Annotated in this window: 18 protein-coding genes; 6 read left to right on the forward strand and 12 right to left on the reverse strand. The window is 52.4% G+C overall.

Annotated elements, in window-relative coordinates; all coding sequences use genetic code 11:
• Positions 1–173: 173 nt before the first annotated feature.
• From AC6ESO_RS23565 to AC6ESO_RS23585, 5 genes are all read left to right on the forward strand, one after another.
• Complete coding sequence (locus tag AC6ESO_RS23565) at positions 174–644, forward strand: GNAT family N-acetyltransferase (RefSeq protein ID WP_494819450.1); 471 nt, start codon at positions 174–176, stop codon at positions 642–644.
• An 87-nt stretch (positions 645–731) separates the two neighbouring features.
• Positions 732–2,324 (forward strand): plastocyanin/azurin family copper-binding protein, encoded by a 1,593-nt coding sequence (locus tag AC6ESO_RS23570; RefSeq protein WP_497093528.1) that lies wholly within the window; start codon positions 732–734, stop codon positions 2,322–2,324.
• Positions 2,325–2,334: 10 nt separating this feature from the next.
• Complete coding sequence (locus AC6ESO_RS23575) at positions 2,335–3,180, forward strand: plastocyanin/azurin family copper-binding protein (RefSeq protein ID WP_497093529.1); 846 nt, start codon at positions 2,335–2,337, stop codon at positions 3,178–3,180.
• A gap of 114 nt (positions 3,181–3,294) precedes the next feature.
• Positions 3,295–3,867, forward strand: coding sequence for an RNA polymerase sigma factor (locus tag AC6ESO_RS23580; RefSeq protein ID WP_497093530.1), 573 nt, complete (start codon positions 3,295–3,297; stop codon positions 3,865–3,867).
• Positions 3,867–4,664, forward strand: a complete 798-nt coding sequence (locus AC6ESO_RS23585; RefSeq protein ID WP_497093531.1) for an anti-sigma factor domain-containing protein — start codon at positions 3,867–3,869, stop codon at positions 4,662–4,664. Before AC6ESO_RS23580 ends, AC6ESO_RS23585 begins: the two co-directional genes overlap by 1 nt.
• Here the strand turns inward: AC6ESO_RS23585 and AC6ESO_RS23590 are convergent.
• The 4 genes from AC6ESO_RS23590 to add form a co-directional block, all read right to left on the reverse strand.
• A complete protein-coding gene (locus AC6ESO_RS23590; RefSeq protein ID WP_497093532.1) occupies positions 4,628–7,012 on the reverse strand; it encodes an ATP-dependent DNA helicase in 2,385 nt (794 codons plus the stop codon). The genes AC6ESO_RS23585 and AC6ESO_RS23590 overlap by 37 nt on opposite strands.
• A 98-nt stretch (positions 7,013–7,110) precedes the next feature.
• Positions 7,111–7,323: a cold-shock protein gene (locus AC6ESO_RS23595; protein ID WP_090980204.1), complete on the reverse strand. Its 213-nt coding sequence runs from the start codon at positions 7,321–7,323 to the stop codon at positions 7,111–7,113.
• Positions 7,324–7,400: 77 nt separating this feature from the next.
• Positions 7,401–7,601 carry a cold-shock protein gene (locus AC6ESO_RS23600; RefSeq protein ID WP_025337122.1) on the reverse strand — a complete coding sequence of 67 codons (201 nt, stop codon included), beginning with the start codon at positions 7,599–7,601 and terminating at the stop codon, positions 7,401–7,403.
• A gap of 366 nt (positions 7,602–7,967) precedes the next feature.
• Positions 7,968–8,993, reverse strand: coding sequence for an adenosine deaminase (gene add, locus AC6ESO_RS23605; protein ID WP_497093533.1), 1,026 nt, complete (start codon positions 8,991–8,993; stop codon positions 7,968–7,970).
• A gap of 207 nt (positions 8,994–9,200) precedes the next feature.
• Here add and AC6ESO_RS23610 point away from each other — a divergent pair, with 207 nt between their 5' ends.
• Positions 9,201–11,534 carry a bifunctional diguanylate cyclase/phosphodiesterase gene (locus AC6ESO_RS23610; protein ID WP_497093534.1) on the forward strand — a complete coding sequence of 778 codons (2,334 nt, stop codon included), beginning with the start codon at positions 9,201–9,203 and terminating at the stop codon, positions 11,532–11,534.
• A gap of 224 nt (positions 11,535–11,758) precedes the next feature.
• On the opposite strand, the gene AC6ESO_RS23615 is transcribed toward AC6ESO_RS23610, so the two are convergent.
• From AC6ESO_RS23615 to AC6ESO_RS23650, 8 genes are all read right to left on the reverse strand, one after another.
• Positions 11,759–13,351 (reverse strand): sensor domain-containing diguanylate cyclase, encoded by a 1,593-nt coding sequence (locus AC6ESO_RS23615; RefSeq protein WP_497093535.1) that lies wholly within the window; start codon positions 13,349–13,351, stop codon positions 11,759–11,761.
• A gap of 137 nt (positions 13,352–13,488) precedes the next feature.
• Positions 13,489–13,644, reverse strand: coding sequence for a hypothetical protein (locus tag AC6ESO_RS23620; RefSeq protein ID WP_177246116.1), 156 nt, complete (start codon positions 13,642–13,644; stop codon positions 13,489–13,491).
• A gap of 5 nt (positions 13,645–13,649) precedes the next feature.
• The gene (locus AC6ESO_RS23625; RefSeq protein WP_090980218.1) at positions 13,650–13,946 is read right to left on the reverse strand and encodes a ferredoxin family protein; all 297 of its coding nucleotides are present in this window, start codon (positions 13,944–13,946) and stop codon (positions 13,650–13,652) included.
• Position 13,947: 1 nt separating this feature from the next.
• The gene (locus tag AC6ESO_RS23630) at positions 13,948–15,243 is read right to left on the reverse strand and encodes an FAD-dependent oxidoreductase (RefSeq protein WP_494819459.1); all 1,296 of its coding nucleotides are present in this window, start codon (positions 15,241–15,243) and stop codon (positions 13,948–13,950) included.
• Entirely contained in the window at positions 15,236–16,258 is a 1,023-nt protein-coding gene (locus AC6ESO_RS23635) for an FAD-binding protein (protein WP_494819460.1), read from the reverse strand. Before AC6ESO_RS23635 ends, AC6ESO_RS23630 begins: the two co-directional genes overlap by 8 nt.
• Positions 16,255–17,085, reverse strand: a complete 831-nt coding sequence (locus tag AC6ESO_RS23640; protein WP_497093536.1) for an electron transfer flavoprotein subunit beta/FixA family protein — start codon at positions 17,083–17,085, stop codon at positions 16,255–16,257. Before AC6ESO_RS23640 ends, AC6ESO_RS23635 begins: the two co-directional genes overlap by 4 nt.
• 264 nt (positions 17,086–17,349) lie before the next feature.
• Complete coding sequence (locus AC6ESO_RS23645) at positions 17,350–18,018, reverse strand: YwrJ family protein (RefSeq protein ID WP_497093537.1); 669 nt, start codon at positions 18,016–18,018, stop codon at positions 17,350–17,352.
• Between the two features lie 43 nt (positions 18,019–18,061).
• Complete coding sequence (locus tag AC6ESO_RS23650) at positions 18,062–19,396, reverse strand: arsenic transporter (RefSeq protein ID WP_497093538.1); 1,335 nt, start codon at positions 19,394–19,396, stop codon at positions 18,062–18,064.
• Positions 19,397–19,522 lie beyond the last annotated feature (126 nt).

Genomic DNA, 19,522 nt, shown 5'->3' on the forward strand with positions numbered 1-19,522 from the left:
TAAACAATTTTATTCTTGTAACCTGACATGAATATGCCGCAAATAAAATATTCCATCCTTAACCCCTTCAAATCGCACAAAAAACTGTCAATCACCCCTTGTTTCGTGTTAGATTATATTACATATAAAGCATTTGCTTGCTCACAGTCCGTTTAGGAAAAGGAGAGAATGCTATGTTCAACATTAGGCGTTATTCTACCGCAGACCATGACGATATCTGGCGGCTTCATCTTCTTGTTATTTCCGCAGCAGGCGTAGAACCGACTCATCAGCATTATCATGATATTTTCCATATCGACGAGCAGTATCTCGAGAGCGGCGGCGATTTTCTTGTCGGAACGGGTCAGAACGGCGTCGTAGTAGCGATGGGCGGACTCAAGAAGCTCGACGAAGAGACCGCTGAAATTAAACGGCTGCGCGTCCATCCGAACTTTCAGCAGCGCGGCTTTGGTCAGATGATGCTGACGAAATTGGAGCAGCGCGCGAAGGAGCTCGGCTTCCGCCATATTTATTTGGACGCTCTAACGAACCAGCTAGGCGCCAAAAGGCTGTTCCTTAATAACGGCTACGCCCATCGAGGCGCTTCCGTCATCGACGGCTTCTGGATCAATGTCTACGAGAAATCGCTCACCGAGGCTAAATAAAATAGAGTAATAATAAAATCGCTCAAACCGCTGGGCTTATCTCATCGTTACCTCCTAATAGAACGACTATTTCGAGGAGGAAGATCGATGAATAAAGCAAGAAGGTTTGGGCTATTTTTGCTGACATTAACGGTATGTCTGGCCATGCTGCTCCCTGTGCTAAATGCATCAGCAGCGGAAAGCTCCCCAGCGGTTACAACGGATGCGGACACGGCTGCTAAGCTTGGCCTGTTATTAGGCGACGGCGACGGTGTGTCCGCCGCTTATCTCAGCAAGACGTCCACAAGACTCCAGGCTGCTATTATCTCGTTACGTCTTCAAGGAAAACTAACCGAAGCACAAGCATTTACAGGAACAGGCAACTTTAAAGATGCTTCTCTCGTAAGTAAAAGCAACCAAGCTATTCTGGCTTATTTGAACGCTCACGCAGAGCTCGGCTGGAACGGTACGGGCAACGGCAGTTTCAATCCCCTCGTTTCCATCACCGCGCAGCAGTTCTACAAAGTGCTGCTTGAAGCGCTGGGCTACAAATCCGGCACAGCTTTCCAATACAGCGCTACTTTCGCTTTCGCTAAAGGAAAAGGGCTGAAGAACATTGCCGGCGCGGCTGAGCTGACCAATGCCGATATCGCCACAGCACTGATCGAAGCATTAAACGCATCGAACGCAAAAGGCGCTACACTGTTCGCTCAATTGCAGCAGGCAAATGTCATTGCCGCTTCTGCCGTATTGCCAACAGGCGAGCATATCGGAGTTGGCGCTACGGATAAGCTCGGCTCCTACTTAACCGACAGCAAAGGCCGCACACTCTACTACTTTACGAAAGACGCTGCTAATCTGGAGTCCTGTCAAGCCGGCTGCCTGCAAGCATGGCCAATCTTCCATGCGGATCAGCTGCAAATCCCTACTTCCCTGAACGCGGCTGATTTCGGGATGTACATGCGCGCAGACGGCACGATGCAAACGACGTATAAAGGATGGCCGCTTTACTATTTTGCCAAAGACATGGCTCCCGGCGATGTAAATGGCGAGGCTGTCGGAGGCGTATGGTTCGTAGCCAAATCCGATTACGCCGCTATGCTCGGCACCTCCACGACTCTAGGTAACTACTTAACCGATGCAAACGGACGCACCCTGTACTATTTTGACAAAGATACAGCTGGCAGCAGCGTTTGTGAAGGCACTTGTTTGGCCAACTGGCCGGCTTATCTCGCTACCGGTGCAAATGCGCCTACCGGCGTTGCAAGCTCTGATTTCGGCACGATTACCCGCACGGATGGCAGTAAGCAATCCACATATAGAGGCTTCCCGCTCTATTACTTTGTCAAAGACTTGGCGCATGGCGATGTTAACGGACAGGGCTTGAACAAGGTTTGGTATGTTATCGATCCTGTTGCTTTCAAAGGCACGACTGCCAGCGCAGAAGTCAAAACCTATCACGTAGACATCAAAGAATATTCCTTCGGTACCGGCCCGCTGACGGTGGAAGCCGGCTCCAAGATCGTCTTCACCAATTATGACGATATGAAACACAACGCAGTTGCGGTCGACGGCAGCTTCAGCACCCCGTTGTTAGCGAAGGGCGACACGTTTACCATTACGATCAGCAAACCGGGTACGTATGATTATTTCTGCGAGCCCCACAAGAAGTTCATGACGGGCCAAATTATTGTGAAATGAGTGAAGTCTTATGCAGAGGAAAACGAAGAGTAACCGAGTAGGAGCGAGGTGGAACAAGGGCTATCTGTCAGCCGCCTTGTGTTTGCTGCTTTGTCTGTTGGCGTCTGCTTGCAGCAGCAATCATACTGCCGCTACGCAGAATCACGACAATCACGGCGATATGGTGATGAATGATGCACCAGACTCGTCTAACTCCGGTGAGGACAGCTCTGTTAACGCCTCGGCAGACAACAGCTCAATAGCACAGCCTGACCCCGCAACTGATGATACACAAGCAGACGACAAGGGCGGTAACGCTTCAACGGATGGCGGAACTGCCCCGGCTACAGGGCCCAAGACGGACGATTCGAAGGCCGCGACAAAGCCTGATGATGACAATACAGCTCCGGAACCGGCAACCGATGATAAAGGCGGCACGAAAGGCGATTCTTCGGACGATACGCAAAAAGATGACTCGAAGACCACGACGCCTGCCGCCAAGCCAACGCCGAAACCGGCAACGAAGCCGGCCGCGAAACCGGAGACGAAGCCGGCTCCAAGCACAACGACGACGAAGCCCGATAAACCGGCTGCGGGCGATTCGAAAGCCGAAGTGAAGAGCAAAACCTATGTGGTCGAGATTAAGGAGTTCGCTTTCACCGTAAGCAGTCTGACCATCCGCCCGGGCGATTCCGTGAAATTCATCAATCGGGATAAGGTCAAGCACAGCGCCACGGCAGATGATGGCAGCTTCGATACAGGTCTCCTCGCCCTCGATGAAGAGAAACTAGTCACCTTCGACACCGAGGGAGAATTTTCGTACTACTGCTCGCCGCATCCGGCGATGCAGGAAACCATTATCGTTTCTGCCAAATAACTTTCTACCGGACAACGTTTTGCAGGGTAGCCGCAGCTTAGGCGGTTACCCTCTCTGCGTTAGTTTGGTACACTTATGATTAATTATCGACGTCTGTTCTGGAGGCTTGCCGGTATGCACAATCTTGCTGATCATGAATTGATGCTGCTCATCAAAGCCAAGCAGCACAAGGCGCTGTCTGTTCTATACGATCGTTACGCGGCACTTGTGTATTCGTTCGCCTTGAAGTCGCTGAAGGATGAACAGTCCGCAAGGGACATCACGCAGTCCGTGTTCATGCGGCTGTGGGCGACCGAGTCGGACTACAACCCGGACAAAGGCCGTTACACCAGCTGGCTGCTGACCGTAACGCGAAATATGACGACCGATTGGCTGCGCAAACAGCGGCGTATTAACGCTCCGCTTGTTCCCTATGTGCCGGAGGAGCTCGAGCGTATTCCTGATGCTGCCGTTACTTCTCCTGAGGAGAGCGCAGAGCGCCAATCACTCAAAGCGCAAATTCGCAGCGCCTACCGCCATCTATCCTCGCAGCAGATTTTGCTGCTGGAGCATTTCTACTGGCAGGGGTACAGCTTAAGCGAGCTCGCTGCTGCCTATAATCAACCGCTCGGTACCGTGAAGAACCGATTGCATCAAACACTCAAAATATTACGCAGACATTTGCCGGCAGAAGAGGAGGGATTGTGATGGAGAATAAAGATACATTGCCAGCATCCCCTTGCGAGCTGTGTCTGGAATACGTCTCCGGCGCATGCAACGAAGAAGAATCGCTCGCTTTCGAGCTTCATCTCCCTCACTGCGACGCCTGTCAGAAGGAGCTGCTGGAATTGCGCACAGCCTGGGAAGCACTGCCTACCGATATTGAATGGATCGAGCCGCCTCAAGATCTGAAGCAGCAAGTGATGGATGCCGCGCTTGCGGTCCGACCGGAGGAAGTGACGCATCGCGACGAACCTGCAGTCAATCGCATCGCGGAATGGCGGCCAAGAAAGCCCAGAGCTCGCTTTGGCAAGCTGCTCCCCGCCCTGCTGACCGCTTCAACCGCAGGAGTCGTGCTGCTGTCCATATGGAATATCCAGCTGCGCCATGAGCAGCAGATTGCGCCGCTCCCGGTAGAGCAGGCGCTGCAAGTATCCGCCGCCCAGATCAGCGAGCTTGTTCCGCTGAAAGCGCAAGGCCCGCTCGCCGGCAAGTCCTCCGGAGTTGCCTGTATTGTCGATAACGGCCAAAGCCGGCAGTTCGTCGTGTATTTGTTCGGTGCGGCAGCAACCAAAGGCGCAGAAGCCTACCAGGTCTGGCTCGTTAAGGACGGTGTCCGTACGAGTGCCGGTACATTCCGTGTCGGCCAAGCGGATCGCGGAATCGGCCTGCTCGCGATGCCTATCTCCTCGGCGAAGCTCGATTACGACAGCATCGGCATTACCATTGAGCCCGATGATAAAGGCAATCAACCGCGCGGCGCGAAGGTGTTTGGATCCATCTGATCTTCATTAGCACGCAGCACACGGTAGTTAAGCCACTCCGGCGGCAGAAGCCGGTTATACTGGGGCTGCAGGTAGCGGTCGTCGATCAACAGCAAGCTTCCGCGATCATGCTCCGAGCGGATAAGACGCCCGCCCGCCTGCAGCACTTTATTCATACCGGGATATAGGAACGCATAATCAAATCCATTGCGGTCAGTCCGGTCGAAGTAAGCCTTCATGATGTCACGCTCAAGTCCAACCTGCGGCAGTCCGACGCCTACAACAACAACGCCCGTAAGCCGATCCCCGACAAGATCAATTCCCTCAGAGAAAATGCCGCCCATTACCGCAAAACCAACCAGCGTTTCCCCCGAACCTTCCTGAAAAGCAGCCAAAAAACCTTCCCGCTCCTCCTCCGTCATCCCCGGTCCCTGCACCATGGTCCTCACCGAACTCGAACTCGAATCCGAATTCGAACCCAAGCTTGAATCAATAAGCAATTGATATTGCTCATACGCATCATTCATATAGGCATAGGACGGGAAGAAAACCAAATAATTGCCCTGTTTCTCCTGTGTCACCTTCGCGACGAGCGCGGCAATCGGAAATTTCGTCCGTTCCCGATCCTGATAGCGGGTAGATAATGGCGCAATCGTCACTTCCAGCTGGTCCGCCGAGAAAGGGGATGGAATGACAATGCTATAGCTCCCCTCGCTCTCACCGGCGCCTAGCATATCCATGTAGTAGTTCAGCGGCGTCAGCGTAGCCGAGAAGAATACCATCGCATGATATCCCTTGCTCATCACCCCAAGCAGATGCGAAGGATCCAAGCAGAACAGCTTCGTACGCATATCTCCCCGCAAGGACTCTGTATAGGCTACGAATCGCTCATCGAACAGCTCCGCAATACGTACGAAGCTTTGACTGCGAAAATACAAATCAAGTAGTTGCGGATTCACGCTGCCCCCAGCCGGTGCAAGCAGCTCCTTCTCTGCCGCCGCCGCAAACTGCTCCACCAAGCCAACAAGCGGCTCCGGCAACGACTCTGTCACCTCTTGCCGCTGTTCCCCGAGTGCTTTACGCTGCGCAATGTAGTATTGATTCACCGCTTTGGCCGCGCTGTGCACCTCGGCGTTTATGCCTTTGAATGCCCGCTGCATCTCTAGGAAGTCTGCTTTACTCAGCTCACTCGAATACATTTCCCGTGCCCGATCCACAAGGTTATGCGACTCATCGATCAGCAGCGCCGTTTGCCGTTTCTGCTCCTCGAACATGCGCTTCAAGCTGACACGCGGATCAAAGACATAGTTATAGTCGCAGATCATCGCATCTGCTCCATAAGCCGCATCCAGCGCGAATTCGAACGGGCAGACCCTATGCTTACGCGCATATACTTCCACCACTTCGCGAGTGATGAGCGTTTCATGCGAGCGCAAATCAAGCAGCGCCTCATTAATCCGGTCGTAATAACCGTCCGCGTATGGACAATGCTCCTTCGAGCATCGAACTTCCTCTTGAAAACAAATCTTCTCCTTCGCCGTCATGGTGACCACCTGCATATGCAGGCCGTTTGACTGCAGCAGCGCAAAAGCCTCTTCCGCCGCTGTGCGCGTAATCGTCTTCGCCGTTAAATACACGAAACGCTGCAGCAGTCCCGCCCCGATCGCTTTCACGGACGGGAAGATCGTAGAGATCGTTTTGCCGATGCCCGTCGGAGCTTTCGCAAACAGTTTATGGCCTTCGGCGATCGTCTGATAAACAGCACCCGCCAGCTTCCGCTGTCCTTCCCGATAGGCGGAAAACGGGAAAGCGAGCTCCTGAATACTGCGGTTTCGAAGCTCCTTATGCCGCACTTGCTGCGCAGCACACGCATAAAAAGTTCTTACCATTTCGTAAACGAACTGCGTAAGCTCCTCATAAGTAACCCGCTGTAGAAATCGCCGCTCTTCCTCGCTCTCCACTTGCACATACGTCAGCTGCACCGCCAGCTCCTGAAGCCCCCGATCCTTGGCAATAATATAGGCGTAGCACTTAGCCTGTGCCCAGTGAACCAGGTATGTATGGTCGATCTCCTCGGGTACCCGACCGGAGGTCGACTTAATTTCATCTATAATAAGGCCGCCATCATCTTCGGCGACGAGCAGCCCATCACAGCGTCCATCAATGACAAAGAGAAGATCATCCATGGCGATCTCCGTGCTTACATATACTTCCTTCTGATCTTGTTCGCCATATTGCTTCTGGATGCGTTGATGCGCCTTCGTACCTTCCGTCATCGAGCTCATCACATGGAACCCTGATTCAATGTCGCCGCTCCGATACGCATATTCCACCAAAGCACGGACAGACAGCTGTATATGATCTCCCATGGCATCTCCTTCAAGCCGATCGAATCGAACATTTGTTCCTTAATTGTACCATCTAACCCCGTATACGCGCAAAAAAAAGCCGTCCCTGCAAGGGACGGCTAATTTTTTGAGCTTTTTAACGAATTGTTGTTGTTCAATGCCGGCAGCATTTTCATGCTTTTTACCATAGGCGTATGATGCACATGGCAGGAAGGAGCAACATCGAAGGCGAAGTTATCGCGCATCCAGCTTTTGCAGCCTTCTGTCTCACAGCTCCAAATGGCTGTGTTCTCTTCAGGGATATCCTCCACGATTTTCTTGCGATTATACAAGGCGCATCCCTCCCGGAATTATAAAAAAACTGCCCTCAACTTTCGTTAAGGGCAGTTTGTTGTTGTTCGCTATAAAACTACAGTTTTACAACGTTTTCTGCTTGTGGTCCACGGTTGCCTTGAACAACGTTGAACTCAACGCGTTGGCCTTCGTCAAGGGACTTGAAGCCTTCGCCTACGATTGCGGAGAAGTGTACGAATACATCGTTGCCGCCTTCAACTTCGATGAAGCCGAAACCTTTCTCTGCGTTAAACCATTTAACTGTTCCTGTTTGCATTAGGAAAACCTCCAAAATTAAATTAACATGTACTTTTTATTCGTTTAGCAAATAAAAAAATCACACATTGAAAAAGGTACCATCTCGCTTTATGACAACCCTTTTCAATATGTGAATTCAGGTCTTTTCTTACTAAGATCATATTAGCATATCTATATGTGAAAAGCAACGTGATTCCATTTCTTAACTGTTATTGTCTGGATTGTTCTTCACCTGGTCATTTGCAAAGTGCAAGCTATTTCGCTTGCCCTCTGCTATTATGACCGGCACTTGCTTCTTCCATACGCAAATTTACAAAAAATTTACGAAACCATTTAACGAACGTAAACGACTAAACTTGATCGTTATAAGATCTTGATCTCCGCGTTATTTTATCCCGAGTGCCTGCAGTTCCTGATCGACGCGCTGCTTCAGCGCCTTCTTCTCCGAGTCCTCGAGGAATGCCGCATTTACCCCATTGCGAATGATTGTGGCCAGTTCCGCGTCCGTAAAATCAAACTTCTCCGAAACAATCCGGTATTCGCGTGTTATATCAGTACCCGAAACGCTTGGGTTATCCGTATTGAGCGTGACGATCAGCCCTTGCTCGAAATACTCGCGGATCGGATATGCATCCCAGTCCGCAACGGCTTTCGTCTGGATGTTGCTGACCGGGCACATTTCAAGCGGAATGCGCTGCTCCAGCATCATCTGGAGAATTGCCGGGTTCTCCCGCAAGCGAACACCGTGTCCGATCCGCGACGCTCCCAGATTCTTCACGGCTTCATATACATTCTCCGCTCCTGCGGCTTCACCCGCATGAATCGTCACAGGCAATGACCGCTTGTGAGCCAGCGCGAACACTTCGCGAAACAGCTCCGGCGGGAAAGACGCCTCGTCCCCTGCCAAATCAACGGCAACCAAACCGCGCCCGGCATATTGGGCCGCCGCTTCGATCACTTCAAGATTATCTTCTCGGCCATGGTGACGCATGCAGATCGCAATGGCTCGGCCTTTAATGTCAAACTGCTGTTCGGCCCGCTTCATGCCCTCAATAACATGATGGATGGTTTCCTCCGGCCGCAGCCCGCGAAGTCTGTGCAACTGTGGCGCGAAGCGCACCTCGATATAGCGGCAATTGTGAGAGGCAGCTTGCGCCAGCGTCTCATAAGCTACACGTTCCAGTGCAGCACCCGATTGCATGAACCGAGTCGTAAAAGCAAACTTGCTTAAGTACTCCGGCAAACTGCGGCATTCATCGTCAACCTGCATATATGGAATCAGCCCTGCCGCATCGCCCGCAGGCAGCTCGATGCCTTCCGCTGCAGCGATATCAAGGACGGTGGCTGGCAAGAGACTTCCGTCCAGATGAACATGAAGATCTACCTTCGGCAATGGATGCCATCTATTCATACGGTTGTTCATCCCTTCTCTATGTAGTGAACATCATAGGTAACGCAAATCGCTGCACCATTGTTGCTGCTAGTGTCGCCCTGTGGCAGAGATTTGATAATAAGACAGCATATTATACCGAAGAGTGGAGGAATTTGTCGATTCATGACGAATTGATAACGACTGGTTATTATTTCCCCCTTACTGCTTGAGAGGAGTTCTGCACCCTTGTACAACTTAAATGACGACACGCAATTGCGGTACACGACTCCCCGCAGGACATGGTTTATACTGCTTCTCAGTGCGCTTGTTCTTGGCAGTTGCTTCTGGTGGATCACCAATGCCTACAGCCGCTGGCTGCATAATGAAGTGTATCACGATGCATCCGTGGAGCTGTCGGCCAACGCCTCGTCGCTAACGCTGGCTCTCGAGCGCAGGCTGCTGCTCTCGGACGGACTTAAAGCATTTGTTGATACTTCTCTGATGGACTCGCATACGCTGGATGCTAACCATTTTAACAGTTTCGCCAAAAGTTTCATCGGTCCTATCCAGGGCATTCGCAATTTATCCGTCTATCCCGGCGGCATCGCTGAATACGTCTATCCGCTTAAAGGCAATGAGAACGTCATTGGGCTTGATCTCTTTAACCATTCCAATCCTGATATCCGCAAGAATGCACTGCGCACGCAGCATCTGAACGCCAAGACGATCGTCGGTCCATTCGAGCTTACACAGGGCGGGCTCGGGCTATTGTCCAGACAGTCCATCTTCGTAGAACGTGAATTCTGGGGTTTCGTCTCCATCGTACTCGATGTACCGCCGATTCTGGAAGAGGCCGGTCTGACGAAGGTGAACAAGGGCATTGACCTGGCTGTAAAAGCGGGCAAAGATGTGATCAACGGCGATGCAGGGCTCTACAATCGGTCCCCGCTGCTGGAGAAGGTATATCTGGCTGAAGGCAACTGGGAGATTGCCGCTCTTCCTAATAAAGCGAAGCTAAGCGCGATTGATACGAAGGTCCAAATTATCCAGACGATTTTCCTCCTGGCCTTGATCCTGCTTATCTACTTCATTTATATTCAATTGACCCAGAAACATAAGCTGCAAGTGATGGTGAACGAACGGACGAATAACCTGACGCGCACCAATCAGCAGCTGGAAGCAACCTACGAGGAACTCATTGCTACTGAGGATGAGCTGCGAACCCAGTATCGGCTGCTGGAAGGCACCGAGCGATCTCTTCGTCAAATGGCTTACCGCGATACGGTAACCGGGCTCAAGAACCGGGTTTTCTTCCAAGAACGACTCGAGGAAACGATCGTATCGTCCAGCAATAAGAATCGCCGCTTCGCGCTGCTCTTCATCGATCTGGATCAATTCAAGCTCATCAACGACATGCTCGGCCATTCCTACGGCGACTTGCTGCTTAAGGAAGTCGGCGAGCGAATGACGATGCTGCTGACCAAAGGGGAATCGTTCTCGCGGATCGGCGGCGATGAATTCACGATTATTTTGCCCTTTCTGAAGGATCTCGCGCATTTGCACCATATGGCGCAGCAGGTCGTGAACTTGTTCCAGCAGCCATTCGTCCTGCAGGGGATGGAGTATTATGTGACAGCAAGCATCGGCATCACGGTCTTCCCGGAACATAGCGAAGATGCGGAGCTACTCATGAAGTATGCGGATGCGGCGATGTACCGTGCGAAAGAAGAGGGCAAGAACAACTACCGGATTTATGACGATACGCTGAATGCCGATGTGCAGGAGAAAATTTATATCAAGAACAGCCTGCGGCGCGCCCTTGAGAATAAAGAATTCGAGATTTACTACCAGCCGCAGCTGGAGATTAAGACGAGAAAAATCATCGGACTAGAAGCACTCATCCGGTGGAATCATCCGAAACGCGGGCAAGTATCGCCGGCCGTTTTTATTCCGATCGCGGAAGAATGCGGCTTGATTGAACCTATAGGAGAGTGGGTCCTGCGTACGGTGTGCGCGCAGAGCAAGGTGTGGCAGGACTCCGGCGCTGAGCCTATTCGGGTCGCTGTGAACTTGTCCGCCCGCCAATTCAACCAGCGGAACAAGCTGACAGAGCTTATTAAATCGATTCTGGCGGAGACCGGACTCGATCCCGCCTATCTGGAGCTGGAAATTACCGAGAACCTGGCTATGCAGGATGAGAACGCGGTAGCCTTGCAGGAGCTGCGCAATCTCAATATTACGATTTCCATCGATGATTTCGGGACGCATTACTCCTCGCTCAGCTACCTGAAGCGACTGCCAATCGACAAAATCAAGATCGACCGCTCCTTCGTAAACGGCATCTCCAAGGAGCCGAAGGATGAGGCGATCATTCTCGCGATTATGCTGATGGCAAGCCATCTGGGCCTAACGATCATCGCTGAAGGCGTTGAAACGACGGACCAGCTGTTCTTCCTGCAGCAGAACCACTGCCATGACATTCAAGGCTTCCTGTACTATCCGCCGCAGCAGGCGGATACGATTCTTCGCATCCTGAACAGCCATTCGCCGGATAGCGTGCTGGCAGCAGAGAAGAAGTAAGCTGGTATGTAGTAAAAGAAAGAGCAGCTCTCGGCCGAGAGCTGCTCTTTTCGGTGTATTAGCTCGTATGCGCCGGTTTGTTGCTCTACGGGCTACTCTTTCGCTCATTCCATCAACTTTGCACCGGTTTGTTGCTCTATGTGCTACTCTTTCGCTCATTCCATCAACTTTGCGCTGGTGTGTTGCTCTATGTACTACTCTTTCGCTTATCCCGCCGATGGCCGCTAGAGCATATGCGCCGGAGCGGCGGTGTTCGCCGTCTCGACGCGGTTGCGGCCCAGATGCTTGGCGCGGTAAAGCGCTTCGTCCGCGTCCCGGAACAAGACGGCCGCATCCTGCGCCGTGTCCGGGTACCGTGCGATGCCCATCGACAGCGTGACAGGCCTTCCAACGGGACTGTCCGTTTCTTCCATGACGGTACGCAGATTCTGTGCGTAGACCATCGCCGTCCCCAGCCCCGTTTCCGGCAGCAGCACGACAAATTCTTCCCCGCCATATCTGCAGCAAATATGGGTATCCTCGAACTGCGCCCGCATGTTGGCCGCCAGAAACCGCAGCACTTCGTCGCCCATTTCATGGCCGTACGTGTCATTGACCTGCTTGAAATGGTCCAGATCCAGCACCATGATGACAAAAGGCATCTCTTCCGCAATCCATCTGCGGATATAGAGGTCCATCGTGCGCCGATTATACAGTCCGGTAAGCGGATCGGTTTGTGCCTCCTGCGACAAATGATCGAATCTGCTGCGAATTTGCCTGACGGCCAGTACGAACGCCCGGTGCATCGCATTGGCTTCGCTGTTCCAGGAATGGATGCGCGGCACCTCATCGCGTACCGATTTGTTGGTCAACACGACAGAGGCATAATTAGCGAGCTTCGTCAGCGGCTCGGACATTTTACCAATGAGCCAATAGATGACCAGCAGCAGGAGCGCCAGAATCGGAGCCATATAAAGCGCAACCCTGAGAATCGGACGCTTGGACGCCGTTAAGATGACAGCTGTCGGGGTCTGCGTGACCACGCCCCAACCGGTCTCTTTCATATAGGTATAGCTTGCCAGCATATCGACCCCGCGCGAATTGACGATCCGTTTCACGCCGCTGTGCCCAGAGAGCATCTCTGCGAAGATCGGATTCACGATATCGCGCTCCCCGATACGGCTCTTATCCGGATGATACAGCATCGCGCCGGAGGCACTGACCACGTAGGCGTAAGTACCGTTACCGGACTGTGCGGCATCACCAAGAATCGTATTCAGCAAATTCGTCTCATGCAGACGGATCGTGCCGCCGATGTAACCCAAATATTCACCGCCAGCCCCCCATAGCGGATGACTGACCATAATAATCAATTGATTCGCCGCACTAATATAAGGCTCCGAAATAAGCGGCTTTCGTTCCTTCAGCGCTTGCTTGGCGCCATCCGTTTCAATGGTTTTGCCCTTGAGCCCTGTATCCGTTTCCGATGCAATGCTGATCACTTTGCCGGTTTTATCGACCACGACGACCGCTTTGTACATCGGGTTCGTTTGTAGAATCAGCTTCACCTGCTCGTCCAGGTCAGGACGGTCCAGCCCGCCCTTCGCGATATGCTCGGCATTGTACTTGAGGTTCTTCTTCATCGAAGCGAACAGCTCATTGACCGTTTCGCTGATCTTAGTCGTATACATATGGTTAAGCTGGAAGCTCATCGTCATCAGCGAGTTCTTCTCATTGCGGTAGCTGATTAGCAGACTGATTCCCAGTGTAATCAGTACGGATGCAACGATGAGTACGCTAACCATGGTTCGTATCGAAAATCCCTTAGCTCGGAGCATGCACATGCCCCCTTTCAAGCTGATGAGATATTATTCGACAAAAACCGCCAAAGTTCCTGCATCTCGCACACCCTCGCAAAATAAAAACCGCTCCCTGCAAAGCAGGAGAGCGGCGACCATATATTACGTATGCGTTTTCAACTCCGGAGCTGAATCTTCTCCAGCAGCTCTTCCCGCTCCCAGCTTACGAACTGATCCTCCCAAGCTACGTGGTATAAGCCTTCCCCGGCTTCCATTACGGTACCTCTCGTGCCATCCAGCAAGAACACAACGCAATCTCCGACCTCGAACATCGTTATCACCCCAGTCTGAAAACGATTCCGTGACCACCTTTCGGATATTCCCACTTGATGTTCTGATGCGGACAGCCGATGCGGCAGCTCCCGCATTCATGACAGCCTTCATAGCCGACATGCATGCGGATCTCCTCCCATTTGTACACCTCGGCTGGACAGAAAATGGTGCAGATTTTGTCCGGACAGCTCGACATGCACACCTCGGCATCGAGTACGGTCAAATGCGATTTCGTATCCGCATTAAACCGGAGTAAGTACTGTTTCTCCTCGATGGACTGCCCTTTCGCCAGATCGCTCATTTCACTTCATCACCTTCCAGGCCCGGTACATATCCCGCGCGATTTTCACCTTCTCTTTCGTCGTGCCGATATCCCGCCATATCTTCTTCTGTTTCTCCCGTTTGGAGGTGCCGTCTACCGTGAACATTTGGCTGGCCGCACGGTTCATCATCGGGATGTACTGCTCGAAGAATTGCGGGAATTTGTCAAAATGATGCGTGGAGTCTTTGTACTTCTTCAAGTCCTTCCCAACAAAGCTGCCCATCAGCGATGCCTTGTAATGTTCGAGGAACGCCTCCGAGAAATCTCCGGCTTGCTTCGCCAGCACGACCGTCTCCGCGGCCAGGCGTCCTGACGTCATCGCCATATTGGAGCCCTCGCGATGAATGGCATTGACGAGCTGCGCCGCGTCGCCAACGACGAGCACGCCGTTGCCGACCACCTTCGGCATGGAATAGTAGCCGCCCTCCGGAATGAGGTGGGCGAGATACTCCTGCGGCTCCGCGCCTTGCACAAACGGACGGATCATCGGGTGATTCTTGACATAATCGAGTAAGTGGTGAGGCTTTAGCTTATGCTTGATCATGCCCGAAAGTAACGTGCCCACACCAAGACTGAGCGTATCCTTATTCGTGTAGAGGAATCCGGTGCCGAGAATGCCTTTCGTGGCATCGCCGAACAGTTCAATCGTGCAGCCCTGCCCTTCCTCCAAGTTAAAGCGGTCCTCGATGACCTTCTTATCCAGCTTCAAAATCTCCATCGTCGCCAGCGCCACTTCATCCGGTTTAAACTCTTTGTGGAAGCCGAGCGACTTGGCCAGCAGCGAGTTCACGCCATCGGCGAGCACGACAACGTCGGCATAAAGCTGACCGTCCGGGCGGTCGGTTTGAACGCCCACGACTTTGCCGTTCTCAACAATGCAGGAGAGGACAACCGTCTCATTGATGAGCAGCGCCCCTTGCTCCACCGCTTTGCTCGCGAACCACTGATCGAACTTGGCCCTTAGCACGGTGAAATTGTTATAGGGCTCGCGTGCCCACTCCAGCCCTTTATAACCGAACGTTGTAGCCGATTCTTTATCCATCATCATGAAGCGCTGCTCCACGATGGGCCGTTCTACCGGCGCTTCCTTATAGAACTCCGGTATGATATCCTCCATCATCTGCCGATACAGCACGCCGCCCATGACGTTCTTCGAGCCGGGATACTCCCCCCTCTCGAGCAGCAGCACCTTCACGCCCGCCTTCGCCAGCTCGTAAGCGCAGGCAATTCCGGCAGGCCCCGCGCCTACGACGATACAATCAAACTTCTCAGGCATAGTTACTCTCCTTCCCAAGCGCAAGCTTGAACTGCTCGATCAGCAGCGGCACGATTTCGAAGGCATCACCTACGATGCCATAGTGGCAGGATTGGAAGATTAGCGCGCCGGGATCCTTGTTAATGGCAATAATGAGGCCGGAATTCTGCATGCCCACAATATGTTGAATCGCCCCTGAAATGCCGATGGCAAAATAAATCTTAGGCGTCACCGTCACGCCGGTCTGCCCGACCTGATGATGGTGGCCGACCCAGCCGGCCTCCACTACATCCCGGCTTGCACCGACTGCCGCGCCGATGACATCCGCAAACTCATGGATGAGCTGGAACCCGGCCGGGCTGCCAAGCCCCTTACCGCCGGCGACGATAATATCCGCCTCGTCGATCCGTACCGTCTGCACGGTATTGCGCACGATCTCGAGCACCTTCGTCCGCACATCATCTTCATGCAGCTCGATGGATTCCTCAATAACCGTACCTTCTCGAGTTGTGTCGCGAGGAAGCGCCCGCACCACCTTCGGCCTTACCGTGGCCATTTGCGGCCGGTATTTCTTGCATAGAATCGTCGCCATGATGTTGCCGCCGAAGGCGGGGCGGCTTGCGAGCAGAAGACCTGTGTCCTCTTCCACGTCCAGCTGCGTAGTATCGGCGGTAAGGCCTGTCGGGAGGTCCGTGGCGACAGCGCTTGCCAAGTCCTTACCCGTCGACGTTGCGCCATAGAGGATAATCTCGGGCTTGTATTTCTCCGTACAGGCGAGGAGCGCCCGCATATACGTTTCGGTACGGTAATGCTTGAAAATCGGGGCGTCGTAGACATAAACCTTATCCGCTCCGTAATAGATGGCTTCCTGTGCAAGCGCGCTCACCCCATCGCCAATAATAACGCCGGCCAGCTCGGTTTTGCGTTTATCCGCCAGCTGCCTGCCCGCGCCCAGCAGCTCCCGCGCCACGGGTACGATTGCGCCGTCCTTGATCTCCATGAACACCCAAATCCCGCGGTACTCCTCGAAGCTCATGACGATTCCCCCTTCGCTTGGAACAGTTCCTTCTTCTCCAGCAGCACGCCGATCAGCTGGTTCACCTGCTCGGCAGCGGCGCCATCCAGCATTTGTCCGCCCTGCGGTTTCTGCGGCGCCCAGACCGACGAAACGATCGTCGGCGAGCCTTTCAGACCAAGCTGCGCCTTATCCACATCCTCCAGCTCATTTACGGACCAAATGAACGGATTATATCTGGCTGCCCGCAGCATGTTCGGCATCGTCGAGTAAGGAACCTCGTTAATGTCCTTCTCGACCGAGAATAGACATGGAAGCGTCGAGGAGATGACTTCGTAACCGTCCTCCAGCTTCCGTTGGAGGATCGCGATGCCCTTCTCCTTGTCGATCTCGACGATCTTCTTCACCGAGGTGAGCGGGGGGATGTCTAGGCGCCGCGCGATGCCCGGTCCCACTTGGCCGGTATCGCCGTCTATCGTCATCTTCCCGCAGATAATAAGGTCGATCGGCTTTTCCTTGGCAATTTTGTTAAGCGCTTTCGTTAATGCGTAACTCGTGGCCAGCGTATCCGCTCCGGCGAAAGCCCGGTCGGAAATCATATACCCCTCATCTGCGCCAATCTCGATGCATTTGCGAATCGCTTTGACAGCCGGCGGCGGACCCATGGTAAGCACCGAAACCGTTCCCCCGTAGCGCTGCTTCAGCCGAACCGCTTCTTCAACCGCATGCGCGTCATAGGGATTCAGAATCGCCGGCGCGCTGGCACGATCCATCGTGTTGGTTTTGGGGTTCATCTTGATGATTTTCGTATCCGGCACTTGCTTAATGCAGGCGACAATATGAAGCATCCCTTCAGCACCTCTCGTCTAAATACTAAAATATATAAGAGACAGCCCCAGAAAATGCCTGTCACACAGGAAAGGCTTGAACATTATTGTTCAAGCCTTGGTGAATCCCCACCAACTACCCACGCACCCCAATGCAATCCTACATAAGCTATGTTGTGCATGAATCTCTTTGCGGCCTTCTCTCGGAGGGCTTCTTTTTTTTGTACATAACGCTTCGAAACGATGAAGAGCACCAAGACAACGCCTTGTAATCTTCGATAAAGATTACTTCGGCGCATAGATGGATTTGATATGCCGGATATTCAATAATGTGCTTCTTCCGCCCGCACCGATGAAGTCGATGATGCCGCCGCTCACCTTCTTGATGACGCCCAATTTTGCGGATTGTCCGCCAAGATCGATAACGACCATGTTGCCTTCTTCTTCCTTGCACCGTTCCTCGAAGCTTCTTGATAGAGCGGGCGGCAACGGCTTCATCGAAGGTGTATCTGCGCTTCGGGCGTACGGGAGATGAGAAGTCGGATAAGGAATAAGCCATTTCAAATGATGCAGCGAAACATAAACCGCGTTATAGATGGGTGAGCAGATCACCAGATAATCGTCCATAATGCCTTGCAGGAAGCCATGCATCGGCTTGCTGCCGCTGACGCAGATTTCGACGAACATGCCCTTCGCTTCCTGCAGCACGGTGAGCAGCGAAATCGAATCGGCGAGCAGCATCGCGCTCGGCTCTCCTTGTTGATTATCCGCATTGTCGTCCGAAGCATCCGGATTCAAATTGTGCACATGGATCGTCGGAATATACATATACCGCTCTTGATGATAGAGAACCAAAATATCCGGACCTACATCGATTAATTTTCCCGCTAACTGTTGCTTCCCCGTCACCTCCACAATCACTTTCTCCGCAAGATAAGGTATCAATTGATTCAAGCTAGTCCCTCCTTTACATTTCTATTTGGTTTGGCTTGTCTGGTCAAAAAATCCAACCTACCCAGTACGTTAACAGGACAAGCGTGAACAGCACCGTTACCGGAATAACGAGTACAGTTATCTTTATATACTGGGACCAATTGAATTTCACACCGCCTCTTCGGATGATATGCATCCACATAATGGTCGCCAGCGTACCAATCGGCAGCAGAAGCGAACCGATGTCACTGCCAATAACGCTGGCCAGATAAGAAACTTTTAGCGTAAGCGGATCCAGACCCATATTCGTTAGAGTCAGCGTTCCGACCATTAAAGCCGGATGGTTATTAAACAGGTTGGACATGATGCTCATCAGCACACCCATCAGCACGCTGGCATGCAATAAGCTGCCTGTGACAAGCGGCTGCAAGTAAGCAATCAGCCACTCCGTTAATCCGATGTTGCGCAGCCCGTAAATGATCACGTACATGCCAAAGGCAAAGATCAAGATATACCAAGGGGTTTTCTTCAACATATCGACAGGCGGTATTTTGAGATAAATCCAGCGCCAAGCCAGCAGAAAAGCCGATCCGATGACGGCCATTACCGCAACGGGAAAATGGAGATACGAAGCAACGAACAGGCTGATACGCACACAGAAGACGAAAATAAGCACATTGCGCATAAACTTGCCGTTGTAGCTCTTCTTAGGTGTGTCCCCTTTGAGCGGATGGCTGCCGGGCGTCGATTTCCACGGCTGAATTTCAGGCAGCTTCTTCGGAAGCGTTCGGTAGAAGATTACAAACAAGAGAAGAGACATGAACGCCAGCCCAATGATTGCCGGCACGAACATCATTGCCGTTTGCATGTAAAGGTCCATATGCACAATCTTGAGCGCGATCAGATTGACGATGTTGCTTACCCCGATGGGAGCGCTGGAGGCTGTTGCGATCAGAGCACCTGAGAGGAGATAAGGTATTTTCTGATGGTTTTTGAGCCCCATATTCTTGAGCAGCATCAACAGAATCGGTGTAGTAATCAGAATACTGCCGTCATTATTGACGAAGAGTGTCATGAGAAAACAGAACAAATTCGTAAGCCAAAAGAGACGAATACCGGAACCTCGCGCCTTTCGGGTTAGGATTTCGGCCGCCCAGTTGAAGAACCCGAAGCTCTCCAGCACGATAGCCATGACAATGGTCGCTATGATGGTAATTGCGGCGCCATAGATCGTTTCCGTGATACTCCCTAAGTCTCCAAGTGAAACTGTACCCGTAAGCATAACGATAAACGCACCAACCGATGCCGGAATCGCTTCATTCACGTTCGGACGCCAGAACATAAAACCGATGGTTAGGAAGAACGTACAAACTGTAATGATTGCCATTATGTCGTGCATGTCTTTACCTCTCTTCAAGAAATCGTTTCTCTAGTCTTTCATTCTCCTTTCGAGCCGAATAGAAACGCCATTGCTCGCGATGCTATTTTCATAGATTCCTCCTCTGCATGCCCGTAACTGCAGCGC

The sequence above is a fragment of the Paenibacillus rhizoryzae genome, from assembly GCF_059686995.1.